This is a genomic window from Flavobacterium sp. 2 (genome assembly GCF_049949195.1).
GTDB lineage: Bacteria > Bacteroidota > Bacteroidia > Flavobacteriales > Flavobacteriaceae > Flavobacterium.
The window spans coordinates 4,839,980-4,854,992 of the sequence record NZ_CP188206.1 but is presented as its reverse complement, the minus strand read 5'-3'; the positions used below and the strand labels follow the sequence as shown (position 1 = coordinate 4,854,992).

Genomic DNA, 15,013 nt, shown 5'->3' with positions numbered 1-15,013 from the left:
CAAAATCAATTTAACTAACCAAAACCAATATTATGAATTATTTTTCATTCTTCAAGGATGGGAAAGGACTTTATTGCCTAATTTTTATGGGCACTCTTTTTTCTTTTTCATCATCATTTGGCCGTAATATAGATCGGCATAATGCATTTTTTCAGGAAAATCAGGTACACGGAACTATAACTGATGGCTCAAATCCTCTGACTGGCGTAACAATTTCGATAAAAGGTAAAACTAATAATTCATCCATTAGCGACTTTAATGGACAGTACACAATAAATGCCTTAGCTAAGGATACACTGATTGTCTCTTTTATAGGATTCAAAACTAAATTTATTGCAGTAAACAACAGCACTAAAATTGACATTAAGCTGGAATATGATACCACTACGCTACAGGAGGTCCGGGTAAATGCTGGTTATTATTCCGTAAAGGAACGCGACCGTACGGGGAGTATTGCCCGGATTACCTCCAAAGATATTGAAACACAGCCTGTCACTAATGTTATGGCAACCATGCAGGGAAGGATGGCAGGTGTGAATGTAATTCAGAATACCGGAATGCCTGGAGGTGGTTTTACCATAGAGGTTCGCGGACAAAACAGTCTCAGAGCAGAGGGAAATGAACCTTTGTATATTATTGACGGAGTTCCTTATTCTTCACAGACCATCGGAAGCAGGTATACATCAGGAAATATGCCTGTACAAAATAGCCCATTAAACAGCATAAATCCAGCTGACATTGCTAATATCGAAGTGTTAAAAGATGCTGATGCAACCGCCATTTATGGCTCACGCGGTGCAAATGGTGTAGTCTTGATTACCACTAAAAAAGGCAAAATAGGTAAAACCCGCTTCACAACTACCTACGCCGGAGGTATTGGTCATGTCACCCGTTTTCTAGATGTTATGCAAACTCCTACCTATCTTGCCATGCGTCGTGAAGCTTTCGCGAACGATGGTATAGTCAATTATCCTTCATCGGCATATGATGTCAACGGAACATGGGACCAAAACCGTAACACGAACTGGCAAAAAGAACTTATAGGAGATGCCGCTTCGTATACAAATATTCAATGCGCACTAACTGGCGGTTCAGAGCAGACACAATTTTTGCTGAGTGGGAATTACAGCAAAGAAACTACCGTCTTCCCAGGGAATTTTGATTACATCAAAGGTGGTGGACATTTAAATGTCAGCCATGAATCAGCAAATAAAAAGTTCCGTATCAACATCTCCGCATCGTACACCCTGCAATCCAGTAGCCTGCCTTCGCTTGACATTACCAGAAACGCCCTAACCATGGCTCCCAATGCGCCATCATTATACGATGAAAACGGAAATTTAAACTGGGAGAACAATACTTTTGAGAATCCTTTAGCCAGACTAGAGGGGAAAATTCAAGGGGACACAAATGACCTGCTTGCCAATGCACTACTTTCGTATGATTTGGGCACAGGCTTTACCGTTAAAAGCAGCTTTGGGTATACAAACCTGAACCAGAAACAGCTGACACTTTCTCCATCCACTATTTACAATCCTTCCTATGGCGCTGGAAGCGAATACTCAAGTGTTTACTCCAATGATCTTGTGCGCAGTTCTTGGATCGTTGAACCTCAGTTAGTATGGGACAAAAACATGGGAAAGGTAAAATTAGAAGCACTCGCAGGAACTACTTTTCAACAGCAAAAAAGAAATCAGTTTAATAGCTATGCAGGAGGGTTTGCCAGTAACAGCTTGATGGAAAATCCTGCCTCAGCATCAACCTATCTTGTTTTAAAATCTGATGAAAATCTATATCGATACAATGCCTTTTTTGCCCGCGTTAATTTCAATGTTCTTGGTAAATATCTCTTTAATTTCACTGGCAGACGCGATGGTTCAAGCCGTTTTGGCTCCGACAAACGATTTGCCAACTTTGGGGCAATTGGGGCTGCATGGGTTTTTAGCGATGAAAGTCTCATAAAACAAAATCTGCCTTTTTTAAGCTATGGAAAGCTGCGCACCAGTTACGGAACCAGCGGAAACGATCAAATTGGTGATTATCAGTATCTAGACACTTACAGTACTTCAAGTCAAAACTACGCGGGAATCTCGGGTATGGAACCAACTAGGCTTTACAATGCTGATTTTGGCTGGGAAACCAATCGAAAATTAGAAGTAGCATTAGAAACCGGATTTCTAAACGATTGCATTTTCACCACTTTGGCATGGTATCGTAATCGATCATCCAATCAGCTTGTTGGGGTTCCATTAGCAGGAACGACAGGGTTTAGCACCCTCCAAGCGAATCTGGATGCAGAAGTACAAAACAGCGGTTTGGAATTTACCATTCGAGCCCTGAACATAAAACAAAACGATTTTACATGGAGCACCAGCTTTAATATAAGCATTGCGAAAAATAAACTGCTGTCTTTTCCCGGACTAGAGTCCTCAACTTATAAAAACCAATATGTCATCGGTGAACCAACCAATATCATTAAAGTATATCGTTATAAGGGACTTGACCAAGTTTCAGGAGCCTACACGTTTGAAGACGTGAACGGCGATGGGATATTGTCACCAGCGGATGATAAAACAACCATTAAAAACCTGAACTCAAAATACTATGGCGGGCTTCAAAACCAATTTAAATACAAAAATGTTACATTGGATTTCTTATTTCAGTTTGTAAAAAAAGAAAATTTCAATGAAAATTTTGGAGCATCAATGCCAGGTACCATGTTCAATCAGGCAAATGCTGTAACCAATCACTGGCAACAATCAGGTGATATGGGACCATATCAATATTACAGTACCAATAGTCCGATTCTTAGGGCTTCCAATGCACGACTTTCCCAGAGTGATGCTGCTATTAGCGACGCTTCCTTTATTCGATTGAAAAACATTTCCCTCTCCTACGATCTACCCCTAAACTGGACAAAAAAATTTAATTGTAAAATCAGTTTGCAGGGACAGAATGTGTTAATCTTTACCAAATATAAGGGAGTTGATCCAGAACTTATTACGCCAGGCTATTTGCCACCGCTGCGAATCTACAGTACTAGCATACAGTTTATTTTCTAATCTTAATCCTCTTATCATGAAAATATCTCAATATAAAATAAACATATTTCTACTGTTCGTTATTTTTTTGGAACTGGTATATGCCTGTGACAATTTTACTGAAGTAGAACTGCCGTCTTCACAGCTTACCGCCAGAGCTGTATTTGAAACTAAAGAGACCGCCAATGCAGCCATGATCGATATTTATTCCAAAATCAGGGAAAACGGTCTTCTTACAGGCAAAAGCACTGGCACTGGAAGCCAGTTTGGTTTGTATACTGATGAGCTAACCTATTATGGTCAATCAGGAACCGGACAGGCAAATTTTTACAATAATTCAATTCTGGCGTCAGATTCGGAAATTTCGGAGTGGTGGAACAGCAGCTATAGCCAGATTTATGCCGCCAACGCTGTTTTGGAAGGTGTCGCTTTATCCAAAACTCTAGAGGCAATTGATAAACAGCAGCTGACTGGTGAAGCGCTTTTTGTACGTGCCCTAATACATTTTTATCTGGTCAATACTTTTGGTCCAATTCCATATATTAGTACAACTGACTACAGGGCTAATGGTTCTGTGAAAAGAATGCCAGAAACGCAGGTTTATGAAAATCTTAAAAATGATTTACAAAAAGCGATTGATTTTTTGCCACCAGCCTATAACGGAAGTAACAGGATAAGACCAAACAAAGGAGCAGCACAAGCTCTTCTAGCAAGAGTTTGCTTATATCTCAGACAGTGGCAAGAGGCTTCCAACGCCGCTTCTGCTGTATTGAACCAGACCGATCTGTACCTATGGCCATCTTCGATCGATTCTTTATTTGAAAAAGAAAGTCTCTCCACCATTTGGCAATTAATGCCTGCTACCGATGGAACTAATACCTACGAGGGGAATGTTTTCAATTTTTCACAAGGTCCTCCTCCAGTAATGGCGATCAGCACTAAATTATACAGCAATTTTAGCAGTGATGATCTGCGTAAAACACATTGGATTAAGAGTATAACTGATGGAACAAACATTTGGTATCATGCCTACAAATACAAACTTGCCACCAATACCAGCACTTCAATGGAATACTCCATAGTACTGAGAATGGCTGAACAATATCTTATTAGGGCTGAGGCGCGTGCGCAGGCCGGAGACCTTATCGGCGCTAAGGAAGACCTAAACAAAACACGTAATTTGGCAGGACTTCAGAATACGACCGCCATTACTGCCCATCAGATTATTGATGCAGTACTTAAGGAGAGACAACTTGAATTTTTTACAGAATTCGGCCATCGATTTTTCGATCTTAAAAGAGCAGGATTACTGGATAACACCTTAACTCCGCAGAAACTGCAATGGAAAAGCAGCAATCAATTCCTGCCATTACCCGAATCAGAGCTACTATTAAACCCAAATCTCTCTCCCCAAAATGAAGGATATTAGATTGTCAAATAAAAATTTTTTTATCAGGGTTACCTGTTTCATGTTTTGGTTAGTAACCTGTCCTTCTTCATTGGGACAGGCTAACCAAAAGCGACTGTTAACTACTGAAGATTATAAGTTGTGGAGTAATCTGATACCTCGAAACTTGTCAGAGTATGGCAATTGGAGTGAATATCTATTACAATATCCTTCTAGGAAAGACACGTTGTTTGTACAGCACAATACTACAGGCAAAAGATATGCTTTTCCGCTGGGAAGGGATGGTAGATTCAATGCCGAGCTTGAATTTGGCTGTATTACCGGTGATACATTAATACTGCAAAACCTGCGCTCAGGCGTGCTGAGAAAAATTCCTCATGGTCAAGCATTGGGATTTTCAGCTGACCACCGATTCACAGTGCTTATTTTAAAGCGTTCCGATGGCAAATACAATCTTGAAATTATTGATGATTCCGGCAACTTAAAAGATAGTATAATGGAAGTAACAAACTGGCATTTTGATCCTGCCGGAAACGGTATTTTATACAGTACTAAATCCGCAGATAACTGTAGTATTGGGGTATTTCAATTAAAAGGAAAAATTGTAAAAAAAACAATCTTACAGGCAAGTAAATCGCCTTTTATAAGTCTGGCATGGAAAGAAAATCATGTGGCTTTCATTAAAAATGAGGCTGAACACATGTTACTTTATACTTACGACATAAAACTAAAAAAACTTTACGCTTTAGATCCTACGACCGCTAAAGGCTTTCCGTTGGATATGACTATTTCTGATAATCAGGCAAACAGTCCGATACTTTCCAAAGATGGTACGCGCCTGATTTTCTGGCTAAAAAATAAAGGCGGTGATAAAACCCAAATTGATCCCAATGCCGTGCAAATTTGGAATGCAAATGACAGGGTTTTATTTGATTACAAGAAATCTTATGGAGACATCCGATATTATGATAAAATGGCAAGCTGGTCGGTTGAACAAAACGTAGTTCTGCCCATTCAGGACAAAGAACTGACACAAGGTTTTTTAAGTTCCGATTACCGCCATGCATTTATTTATGATCGAACAGCTTATGAGCCCCAAAATAATCTTTTTGGTCCTTATGATTTATACATACTTGATCTTGAATCAGGGGTAAAAAAATGTATTGTAAAAGAATATAGCTCCGAAAAAAAGCCCGCAGGATCGCCCGATGGGAAATACTTGTGTTACGTGAAGGATGGGCACTGGTGGGTTTACGATATTAAGAAAGAATCCCATACTAATCTTACGCATCAGATTTCCGAATCTTTTTTTAGGGAAGACAATAATATACCTGACGAAAAGCAGCCCTACGGCATTGGCGGCTGGACTAAAAATGGAAGCGTTATTCTATACGACAGATTTGATCTGTGGCTGATGCCGTTGGACGGGCAGACTGCAAAAAGACTCACAAAGGAAAGAGAGACGAACGTAACATTCAGGTTAAGGGAATTCAGTTCCGATCCAATGTACGGCAGTGACACAGAGTCGAAAAAATGTTTTCTGGATTTGGAAAAAGGTTTTATAATAGAAGCAGTAAATAAGGACACCGGAAATTCAGGACTATTCAGATGGAATGCTAAAACAGGACTGTCGCAGATTGTCTGGAAAAACAAAAAAATAAATCAACTTATTAAAGCGCAAAACAAAGATATTTACCTGTATTTAGAGCAGAACTTTGAGTCGCCACCACGTCTAATGCTGTTTGACGGAAAAGAAAAGGAGATTCTACAAAGTAATGTCCATCAGAAGCATTTTTATTGGAGTAAAAACCAGCCCATCGAATATGACGTTAATGGAGTTAAAACAAAAGGAATTTTATTTTATCCTGCCGATTACAAGGCAGGGATGAAGTACCCTTTGCTAGTGCACATTTACGAGCGACAGTTTGCCTATTTGAATGATTATGAAAACCCTTCCGAATTCTCCCCTGATGGTTTTAACGTTAATCATATCGCAACGAAAGGCTATTTTATACTGTATCCAGATATTCAGTATAAATTTGGAAATTTAGCTCAATCCGTTACCCAAAGTGTGCTTTCTGCTGTTGATAAAGTACTGACGATGGGCATGGTTGATCCCGCCAAGGTTGGGCTTATGGGACATTCGTTCGGAGGTTATGAAACCGATCTCATTATCACCCAGACAGATCGCTTTGCGGCCGCAGTTTCTGGTGCTGCCTGGACTGATCTGGTAAGTTGTTATTTGTATGTGAGCGGGACTTCTAAAAGACCCGATTTCTACCGCGCTGAGAAAGACCAGCTTCGGATTGGAAAATCACTGTACGAAGATACTGAAAGTTACCTGAAAAACTCACCTGTTTTATTGGCACAAAATGTAAAAACACCTTTACTGGGTTGGACAGGGGAAAACGACAGACACATTCATTCTTTTCAAAGTATGGAATTTTATTTGGCTCTGCGAAGGTTAAATAAAGAACATACCTTATTAGTGTATCCCGGCGAAGGTCATCAGTTAGATCAAAAGCAGAATCGGAAAGATCTGACCAACCGGATTTTGGAATGGTTCGACTATTATTTGAAAAATGGAGACCGTAAGGATTGGATGAATGCAGATCGATAAGAATTTCCGTCACTGTAAATAAAATGCCGCCACCTAAAATCTAGGTGGCGGCATCAGTTAAAATAATTTACTTAAGGAGTGTTTCTCTTAAGCGGCACGTCACAATTATTACCTATTTTTTCAAATAATTGGGTAGAATTATCACTCGCCAGACAATCGTAATTTCCGTTATTAGAACACTGCTGATCAATAGCGCATTTATCTGGTGTCGCGACTTGTCTGTAGCCTTGAACGGCAAAAGCCACTTGATTTTTTGCCATCATATTTGTGCTGGCAGCACCAGCCAATCCCAGTGCAACCACTGCCATTGGCAAAACGATTTTAAAAACATTTGTTTTCATAATAATAGTAATTAATAGGGTTAATGATCTACTCTATTTTACAGGTTTTCGATCAATTTCCTGCTATTTGGCCAATAGATTGTTTGTAGCTGAATTATTATAGTTGGAAGTGATTTGAGAGTCCAAATGATACTGGATAATAGAATCACCCAGCAGTACATACAATTTGTCATTTTGTACCGCAAAACTTTTCATTTTTTTTCCATTGATATTATAAACATAAAAGCTTAAAACATAACTTCTTTTTTCAAGATCATAAATATCAATTATGCTGGCCGATTTCCACGCCCGATCATCTTCATATTTTCCTGGGATGGCTGAATTTACAAACAGCAGATTATTGTAAACCGCACTACTTTTATTGACATACAATGGAGGTGCTGAAAAAGTTCTCTGATGGCGTTTTTTATCCTTTGCAATTTGTAATTTTGCCTTTGAAATAGTATCAAGGGTATTCCCTCTGTAGTTGATTTTTAATTCAGTATTCACCAGTGTAAACTCATTGCGATAAGTATACAGATAAATGATATTTTTCATATGGGAACTGTATGCCAGCTGGCCGTCAGTATCAAAAACTCCGTCCACCTGTTTTTGCAGTATGTCAGGATTTAATATGGTTTTGTTCGTTTCCCCTATTTCTATAAGTCCCAAGACTGTATCACCGTTTAATTTACTAGTGGTACTAACAGCTATTTTACTAGAATCAATTGCTAGGGCATTTCCAAAGTATTCTCCTCCTTGATGAATCATATTGGCTTTCCAATCGTACACCTTGCCTCTGAAAATACATGGTACTGTTCCATCCACTACAAAAAAATATGGAGGCTGCACCAAAATTTTTACACCTCTGAAAGGAATGTCTTTTCGATCTATATCTATCATCTTTTCCTTGGTCTGTACCAGCTTGGAATCCAAAACCATCATTGATAGTTGAGCTGAATAATTTCCTAAGTAAATATGAGAATTGTCTAGTCCAGCAATATAATAGGAATTCATTTTAAGATCCAGATCAATTGTCTTTAGTATCGGGTGTTGGGGAAAGCGTCTGATAAGTCTATTATGATAATGTACAATATTTTCAGAAAGCATAAACAATGTCGATACTATCCCAATACCACTTATTGTAACGGTAGATAAAATGACTACCAAGCTTTTATTTTTCATTAAAGAACTATTCGTTTTAATACTTCGATTGTAAAACAGAATTCCTAAAAAACCTAGAAAAACAAATAACAGATTAAAAATCATGTGTGATTTCCAATCTAGTTTTTCCAAAACTCCTCCGCAGGAACAGGGAACAAACGATGTATAATTTAAAATTATAAAAATATAGGCCGTAAACATTACCATTAATCCATAAGCAGAAATCAGCCCAATAATCCTAAACTTTGGTATAATTAACAACGTACATATAATAAATTCAACTGTGGGAACAAGAACAGCAAACCAATCTGCAAACGCACTCAAAAGGGGAGATTGACCCAACTCAATTTTGAACTTTTGAAAATCCATTAGTTTACTTGTTGCTGCATAAACGAATAACAGTACAAATAGAAGACAGATGATTTCAGTAATAAGATTTCTTATATGAGGACGAATGTTCATAATATTGAATAATTAATTATTTTATAAGCTAAAAACTATTCTTAAAAAGCATACACAAAATTAAAACCGTAAATTGAAAGAAAAAACATCAAAAACAAACCAAAAAGTATCAAAACCATACCAATTTACTTTCGAATAGAATGCAATAAAAAATGCTTTACAAATTAAAAATTCGTAAAGCATTTTCAATTTTAAAGCTTCTCTTTACTTAAGAATTTCAATCTCCTATAAAAGTCAAAAGCTTTTGATTGAGTTCCACAAGTCCAGCCTTCTGAAGACATTCTTGTGAAACATTTTTCAGTTCGAGTAGTTCCTCCTCTGCTATGCTACCCATAAGACTTCCTTCATCTTTTTCAAGCAACACTCCCCTGTCGATAAAGTGGCATAACAGCAATACATTTTTGCGTGAAATTTTCAGATCAATCTTCACCGGCTCACTCATTCCAGGGATGCTCAATACAGTATCGAACACCTTGGCTGCATAATTCTTTGCACTCATAATTTCAGCATTTTTAAATTAATAAATCAAATTATAAAGTTAGCAATGACTGACTAAAGCATCATAAGCAAAATTTACCTATGATGGGATGCATTGGATTTTCCTGCATAAATTCGTCTGAGTATTTGAAAGAAGTCTGAGTTTATTATTCAGACTCTTAAAGATTGCCGCGTTCCTGCAATCTGCAAGATGTCCGGTTGTATCACAACCGATATCTTGCTGCCTCTCTGCTCGGAACTCGCTGGCAGTGAATACTGGAAGATATGTAATGTCGAATGAAAAGGAAAAATGATGAAAGACGAGATAAAAAACAGAACAAGATGGCTTCATCTCAGGCTAAATGAGCAAGAATATAAAGTCCTTCAGAAATATTATGCGGAGTCCCTCTGCCCAAAACTGAGTGATCTTGCCCGAAAAAATCTGCTGCGGAAGCCTGTTGTTTTAAAATACAGAAACCAGTCTCTTGATGAGATGATATCTGAATTAACAAGGCTGAGATCGGAGCTCAATCCCATCGGAAACAACTTTAATCAGGCTGTAAAAAAACTGCACTCCCTATCGCAGATTTCTGAATTGAAATTGTGGATTATGGGTTTCGAAACAGACAAAAAAATGTTGTTCAATTCTATTGAAGATATTAGAACGGCTATCCAAGAGCTTACAGAAAAATGGTTGCAGTTATAAACACTGGCCCGTCGGTCAGAAGCATTTTCAATTACAATGAGAATAAAATCAAAGCAGGAAAAGCAGAACTTATTGGAGACGGAAATTATCCTGCAGCAGCCTCTAAACTGCACAAAGATTCAAGACTCAAACTGCTTTTAAAACCGCTCGAATTAAATGCAAATGTAAAGCGGGGAAGCGTGCACATATCGCTCAATTTTGATTCCTCCGAAAACAATATGCAGAAAGAAAAGCTTATGGAGATTGCGCATGCCTATATGTCAAAAATTGGCTTTGCATCACAGCCTTATCTGGTCTATCAGCATCATGATGCAGGACATCCGCACATCCATATCGTTTCTGTAAAAGTGAAGTCCGACGGAAAGAGAATTGACATGCAGAATATAGGCAGGAACCAGTCTGAAACAGCCCGTAAGGAAATTGAAAAAGCATTCAATCTGGTTCCCGCACAGGGCAGACAAAAGGAAAAAATACTAAACATAAAACCTGCAAAAAGCAGTGTTCTAGAGTATGGTGCAGCTGAAACTAAAAAAGCAATTGCTGCCGTATTAAACGCAGTAATTCCGAATTATAAATACACAACTGTAGGAGAATTAAATGCAGTCTTGAATCTTTATAACGTTACGGCCCTGCAAGGCAGCAAAGATTCAAGAATGTTTCTTCATAAAGGTCTGGCTTACCAGATTCTGAATGATAAAAAACAGCCTGTGGGCATTCCTTTGAAAGCAAGCAGCTTTTACATGAAACCTACCCTTGCCTATCTTGAAATAAAATTTGCTGCAAATAGGACAGGACGGAATCCTCATCTAAAGAGAATAAAAAATGCAGTTGATCTCGCCTTTATGCAGAACAGGATAAAGACAGTTTCAGATTTTGACAGAATTCTGATCCAGGACGGAATAAAGACTGCTGAACGAAGAAATGAACAGGGCATTCTTTATGGCTTGACCTATATAGACCATAAAACAAAATGTGTTTTTAATGGAAGCACTCTAGGAAAGCCTTACTCAGCTTCAGGCATAGAAGAACGGTGCGGTATCAAAAGTTTCAGAGCCAGCAGTGCCTCCGTTAAAATCCTTGAGGATGATGCATTAAAAAATAAACAATCACAGTCCTCCTTTATTTCTGCAGGCGAGCTGCAGAAGATAATTGATTCGGTGCTCCAGCCCGAGTTTTCTGATGATTTTATTCCCTCTGAGCTGAAAAGAAAAAAGAAACGAAAAAAAGGAAAAGGACAGTCAGATTATTAAGTAAAAAGCTAAGATTATGCAGACAGGTGAAAATGAACAGGCGCTTAGAAAAATTTTGGATATGACAAGGCTTATCAGCATATTGCTGTTAGGACTTCATTTCTATTATTACGGCTATAATGTGTTTAAAATATGGGGAATTGCAGGCAGTTTTGGGGATAAACTGATGGGGAATATTTTCCGCACCGGACTCTTTGATTATTTTCATTTATCCAAGCTGTTTTCATTGGGATTTTTATGCATTTCACTGCTTGGGGCAAAGGGCAGAAAAAATGAAAAGCTGGTGTTCAAAACTGCATTCTGCTATATTGCTTTGGGACTCCTTGCTTATTTTTTGAGCTATTTTTTTCTGATCATTCCGGCCGCTCCTGAAAAAAATCTGGTTCTTTATGTGCTCTGTACTGTCCTGGGATATCTGCTCCTGCTTTCAGGCGGAACACTTTTGTCGAGAATCATAAGAAGAAATCTAAGCCATAAGGATATTTTCAACCTTGAAAATGAAACATTCCCGCAGGAAGAAAGAGTCCTGGAAAATGAATATTCCATTAACCTGCCGGCCCAATATAGATTAAAAAACAAAGTACGAAAAAGCTGGATTAATATCATAAATCCTTTTCGGGGAATCTTGGTTGCAGGAACCCCGGGTTCGGGAAAATCCTATTTTGTGATCCGCCATATAATTACCCAGCACATCCGTAAAGGCTTCTCAATGTTTGTATATGATTTTAAGTTTGACGACCTCAGCATAATAGCCTATAATGCCTGGCTTCAGAACAAGCATTTATACAAGGTGGAACCTAAATTTTACGTCATTAATTTTGATGACCTGAGCCGCACGCACAGATGCAATCCCCTTGATCCAAAATCAATGGACGACATAACAGACGCGTCAGAATCGGCACGCACCATTCTTCTTGGATTAAACCGAGAATGGATAAAAAAGCAGGGAGACTTTTTCGTCGAATCTCCTATCAATTTTCTCTCTGCCGTCATATGGTACCTGCGCAAATACAATAACGGCGAGTTCTGCACCCTGCCTCATGTAATTGAACTCATGCAGGTTGAATATAACAGCCTTTTTACGTTGCTGAGAACCGAAAAAGAAATAGAGATTCTGATAGATCCATTTGTCAGTGCCTATCTTCAGAATGTTATGGAGCAGCTGGAGGGGCAGATAGCCTCGGCAAAGATATCAATGGCAAGGCTTTCCAGTGCACAGCTTTACTATGTGCTCTCTGGAAATGACTTCACTCTTGACATAAATAATCCTGAAGATCCAAAGATAGTCTGCATGGGAAATAACCCGCTTAAAATCCAGACCTATGGCGCCGTTCTCTCGCTTTATGTAAGCAGGCTCATCAAGCAGGTGAACCAGAAAAACAGGATCAAAAGCAGTCTTATATTTGATGAATTCCCGACCATCTATCTAAATAATATGGACAGCCTTATAGCGACGGCCAGAAGCAATAAGGTAAGCACCTGTCTGGGGATTCAGGACTTCAGCCAGCTGCGCAAGGATTACGGCCGTGAGCAGGCTGATGTAATACTCAATATAACGGGAAATATCATCAGCGGACAGGTAAACGGCGATACTGCAAAACAGCTCTCTGAACGGTTTGGAAAAATAATGCAGGACCGCGAGAGCATTTCCATAAACAGCTCGGATACTTCAATAAGCAGATCAAAACAGCTGGAAGCTGCAGTGCCTGCTTCAAAGATTTCATGTTTGAGCTCTGGTGAGTTTGTCGGCATTACAGCTGATAATCCCGACTGTAAAATTGAGCTGAAAACATTCCATTCGGAAATAATCAATAATCACGAACAGCTTAAAAAAGAAGAAAACTCATATCAGGAAATATCCCCGGTGCGAATTATAAACAATACCATGATTGAACGAAATTATCTCCAGATAAAAGAGGATATATCCGAAATAGTCAATTCAGAAATGGAGCGTCTTATTCATGACCCTGCCCTTTCACATTTAGTTATCAAAAAGAAAAAGTAATCATTAAATACATTAAACTTTCATGAGGCAGAGAGAAGAAAAACTTTTTTAGCCGGTGGAGTCTTTTATAAGCTGCAGAGTTTTTTCGTCCTTCTCTCCTCCATAATATTTTTCAAGCACCTTAACAAAATATTCTGGCGCTTGCGGCAGCAGACTGAACAGGGTCATGCAGGATTTCAGTTTTCTCTCATCTGGCCTGCCAAGGATTTCCAGTGCCGTTTTATTTTCGATTTGAAGCAAAGCCTCTGTAATTTCTACAAGTCGTTTTCCCAATATCGGATCATTAAGATAAAGCTCGGCTTCCTTTAGGCTTTCAATGCCGTAATAGACATTGTAATCCGTAAAACCCAGTCCCCTGAGCTGGGGAAAAATGAACCACATCCAATGGCTTTGCTTCCTTCCTTTTTTTATTTCATCCAAAGCCTGCTCATAGGCATTCTCCTGTGCAGATAAATAGCGCTCAATACCTTCCTTTAGATTCATAATTAGCTGTTTTTTCAAAATACTTCTTGATACATAATCTCAATTGTTATCTCTTTTTTGGCTGGCCCCTCCTCTGTGAAGATCGTCGTCCATTTGGGCTCAAAATTTTTAATCAGATAATGGAATGCATCTAATATTTCCTCTGCAGGACTTTCCAGATTGATCCCCAGATTATTCTGATAGCCGATAATTCGGTAGAATACTCCATCCTCCAAAAGTTCATCGTTTCCATCGGCTGTATTGTCGGGCGCTGGACCAAAGGAGTAAATTTCAGTTCCGGGGTCGCAAAACAGTCCGAGAACATCAGTGCGGACAGTCAAAAACAGGCATTCGTCCTTCAGATGATAAGGAACCTGCAGATTCTTTGCCCTGACAGTTAATGCGAGATCTTCAAAATGTCCTTCCATAAATGGCAAATTTGATTTCCATATCTATTGTGGCAATGCCCCTAGTCTTTCACGTAACTTTTCAGAGTCAGTCAAGAATACCCTTCCCGAATATTTTTTCAATTTGAAAAATATAGCTTTTCAATATTGGAGTCGCCAGGTAAAACCGGCTGACCGCTGCGGCTTTCGCATCGAGTTTCTGGCCGTCAAAGCATCGCTCCAGCAATGCCGTATAATCCTTAAGCTGGCTGTCATCGAGTATTTTGCGCAGATCCCTTTCAGTGTTTACAATTGATTTGAGCATTGGAAAATCATTATTGTCATCCACCTCATACCTTTCAAGCCCCGACTTTATTTCAAGAAACTGTTTTCTGAAAAGGTTCATCACTTCAGGCATATTATGTCCATAAAAAATATCGGGAATCAGTCCTGCTTTATAGTGCGCATAATGTTCCTGTGAAGCATTCAAATCGGCCAGATACTTTTCAAAGGTCTGGATCCTGTATATATAATCCACCTCAAAAACATTAACATCTTGATAGTCAACATTCATACGTTGCTTTATTTAAGTTATATATAAAATTAGCGAAATTTTTGATTGCAGCCAACCTTAAAAGAAGCCTGTTCAACTGTTTTGCATGGCATCGTAAATCTTATACATAGCACATAAACTGTGAGAAAGGAATGTTTT

The 15,013-nt window shown here is 38.8% G+C and carries 12 protein-coding genes; 6 read left to right on the top strand and 6 right to left on the bottom strand.

All coding sequences use genetic code 11. From position 1 onward, the window contains the following. The first annotated feature begins 32 nt into the window (after positions 1-32). From ACNFIH_RS21090 to ACNFIH_RS21080, 3 genes are read left to right on the top strand one after another with little or no spacing between them, the layout of a single operon-like run. A complete protein-coding gene (locus tag ACNFIH_RS21090) occupies positions 33-3,062 on the top strand; it encodes a SusC/RagA family TonB-linked outer membrane protein (RefSeq protein ID WP_426484653.1) in 3,030 nt (1,009 codons plus the stop codon). A gap of 16 nt (positions 3,063-3,078) precedes the next feature. Further along, positions 3,079-4,470: a RagB/SusD family nutrient uptake outer membrane protein gene (locus tag ACNFIH_RS21085; RefSeq protein ID WP_426484652.1), complete on the top strand. Its 1,392-nt coding sequence runs from the start codon at positions 3,079-3,081 to the stop codon at positions 4,468-4,470. Next, entirely contained in the window at positions 4,457-7,069 is a 2,613-nt protein-coding gene (locus ACNFIH_RS21080; protein ID WP_426484651.1) for a S9 family peptidase, read from the top strand. Before ACNFIH_RS21085 ends, ACNFIH_RS21080 begins: the two co-directional genes overlap by 14 nt. A 71-nt stretch (positions 7,070-7,140) precedes the next feature. Here ACNFIH_RS21080 and ACNFIH_RS21075 read toward each other — a convergent pair whose 3' ends face one another. The 3 genes from ACNFIH_RS21075 to ACNFIH_RS21065 all read right to left on the bottom strand — a co-directional run bounded on the left by ACNFIH_RS21075 (position 7,141) and on the right by ACNFIH_RS21065 (position 9,514). After that, positions 7,141-7,410: a DUF6520 family protein gene (locus ACNFIH_RS21075; RefSeq protein WP_426484650.1), complete on the bottom strand. Its 270-nt coding sequence runs from the start codon at positions 7,408-7,410 to the stop codon at positions 7,141-7,143. A gap of 63 nt (positions 7,411-7,473) precedes the next feature. Then, entirely contained in the window at positions 7,474-9,015 is a 1,542-nt protein-coding gene (locus ACNFIH_RS21070) for a MauE/DoxX family redox-associated membrane protein (RefSeq protein WP_426484649.1), read from the bottom strand. A 217-nt stretch (positions 9,016-9,232) separates the two neighbouring features. Continuing rightward, a complete protein-coding gene (locus ACNFIH_RS21065) occupies positions 9,233-9,514 on the bottom strand; it encodes a hypothetical protein (protein ID WP_426484648.1) in 282 nt (93 codons plus the stop codon). A 291-nt stretch (positions 9,515-9,805) separates the two neighbouring features. On the opposite strand from ACNFIH_RS21065, the gene ACNFIH_RS21060 reads away from it, so the two are divergent. Genes ACNFIH_RS21060 through mobC form a run of 3 tightly spaced genes read left to right on the top strand, consistent with a single transcriptional unit; the run spans position 9,806 to position 13,453 of the window. Beyond that, entirely contained in the window at positions 9,806-10,198 is a 393-nt protein-coding gene (locus tag ACNFIH_RS21060) for a plasmid mobilization protein (RefSeq protein ID WP_426484647.1), read from the top strand. Further along, positions 10,183-11,448 carry a relaxase/mobilization nuclease domain-containing protein gene (locus tag ACNFIH_RS21055; RefSeq protein WP_426484646.1) on the top strand — a complete coding sequence of 422 codons (1,266 nt, stop codon included), beginning with the start codon at positions 10,183-10,185 and terminating at the stop codon, positions 11,446-11,448. Before ACNFIH_RS21060 ends, ACNFIH_RS21055 begins: the two co-directional genes overlap by 16 nt. A gap of 16 nt (positions 11,449-11,464) precedes the next feature. Beyond that, positions 11,465-13,453, top strand: coding sequence for a conjugal transfer protein MobC (mobC, locus tag ACNFIH_RS21050; RefSeq protein WP_426484645.1), 1,989 nt, complete (start codon positions 11,465-11,467; stop codon positions 13,451-13,453). A gap of 48 nt (positions 13,454-13,501) precedes the next feature. Here mobC and ACNFIH_RS21045 read toward each other — a convergent pair whose 3' ends face one another. The 3 genes from ACNFIH_RS21045 to ACNFIH_RS21035 form a co-directional block, all read right to left on the bottom strand. Beyond that, positions 13,502-13,936: a DUF1810 domain-containing protein gene (locus ACNFIH_RS21045; protein ID WP_426484644.1), complete on the bottom strand. Its 435-nt coding sequence runs from the start codon at positions 13,934-13,936 to the stop codon at positions 13,502-13,504. A gap of 14 nt (positions 13,937-13,950) precedes the next feature. Continuing rightward, complete coding sequence (locus ACNFIH_RS21040) at positions 13,951-14,343, bottom strand: hypothetical protein (RefSeq protein ID WP_426484643.1); 393 nt, start codon at positions 14,341-14,343, stop codon at positions 13,951-13,953. Between the two features lie 67 nt (positions 14,344-14,410). After that, positions 14,411-14,875 (bottom strand): hypothetical protein, encoded by a 465-nt coding sequence (locus ACNFIH_RS21035; RefSeq protein WP_426484642.1) that lies wholly within the window; start codon positions 14,873-14,875, stop codon positions 14,411-14,413. Between the last annotated feature and the right edge of the window lie 138 nt (positions 14,876-15,013).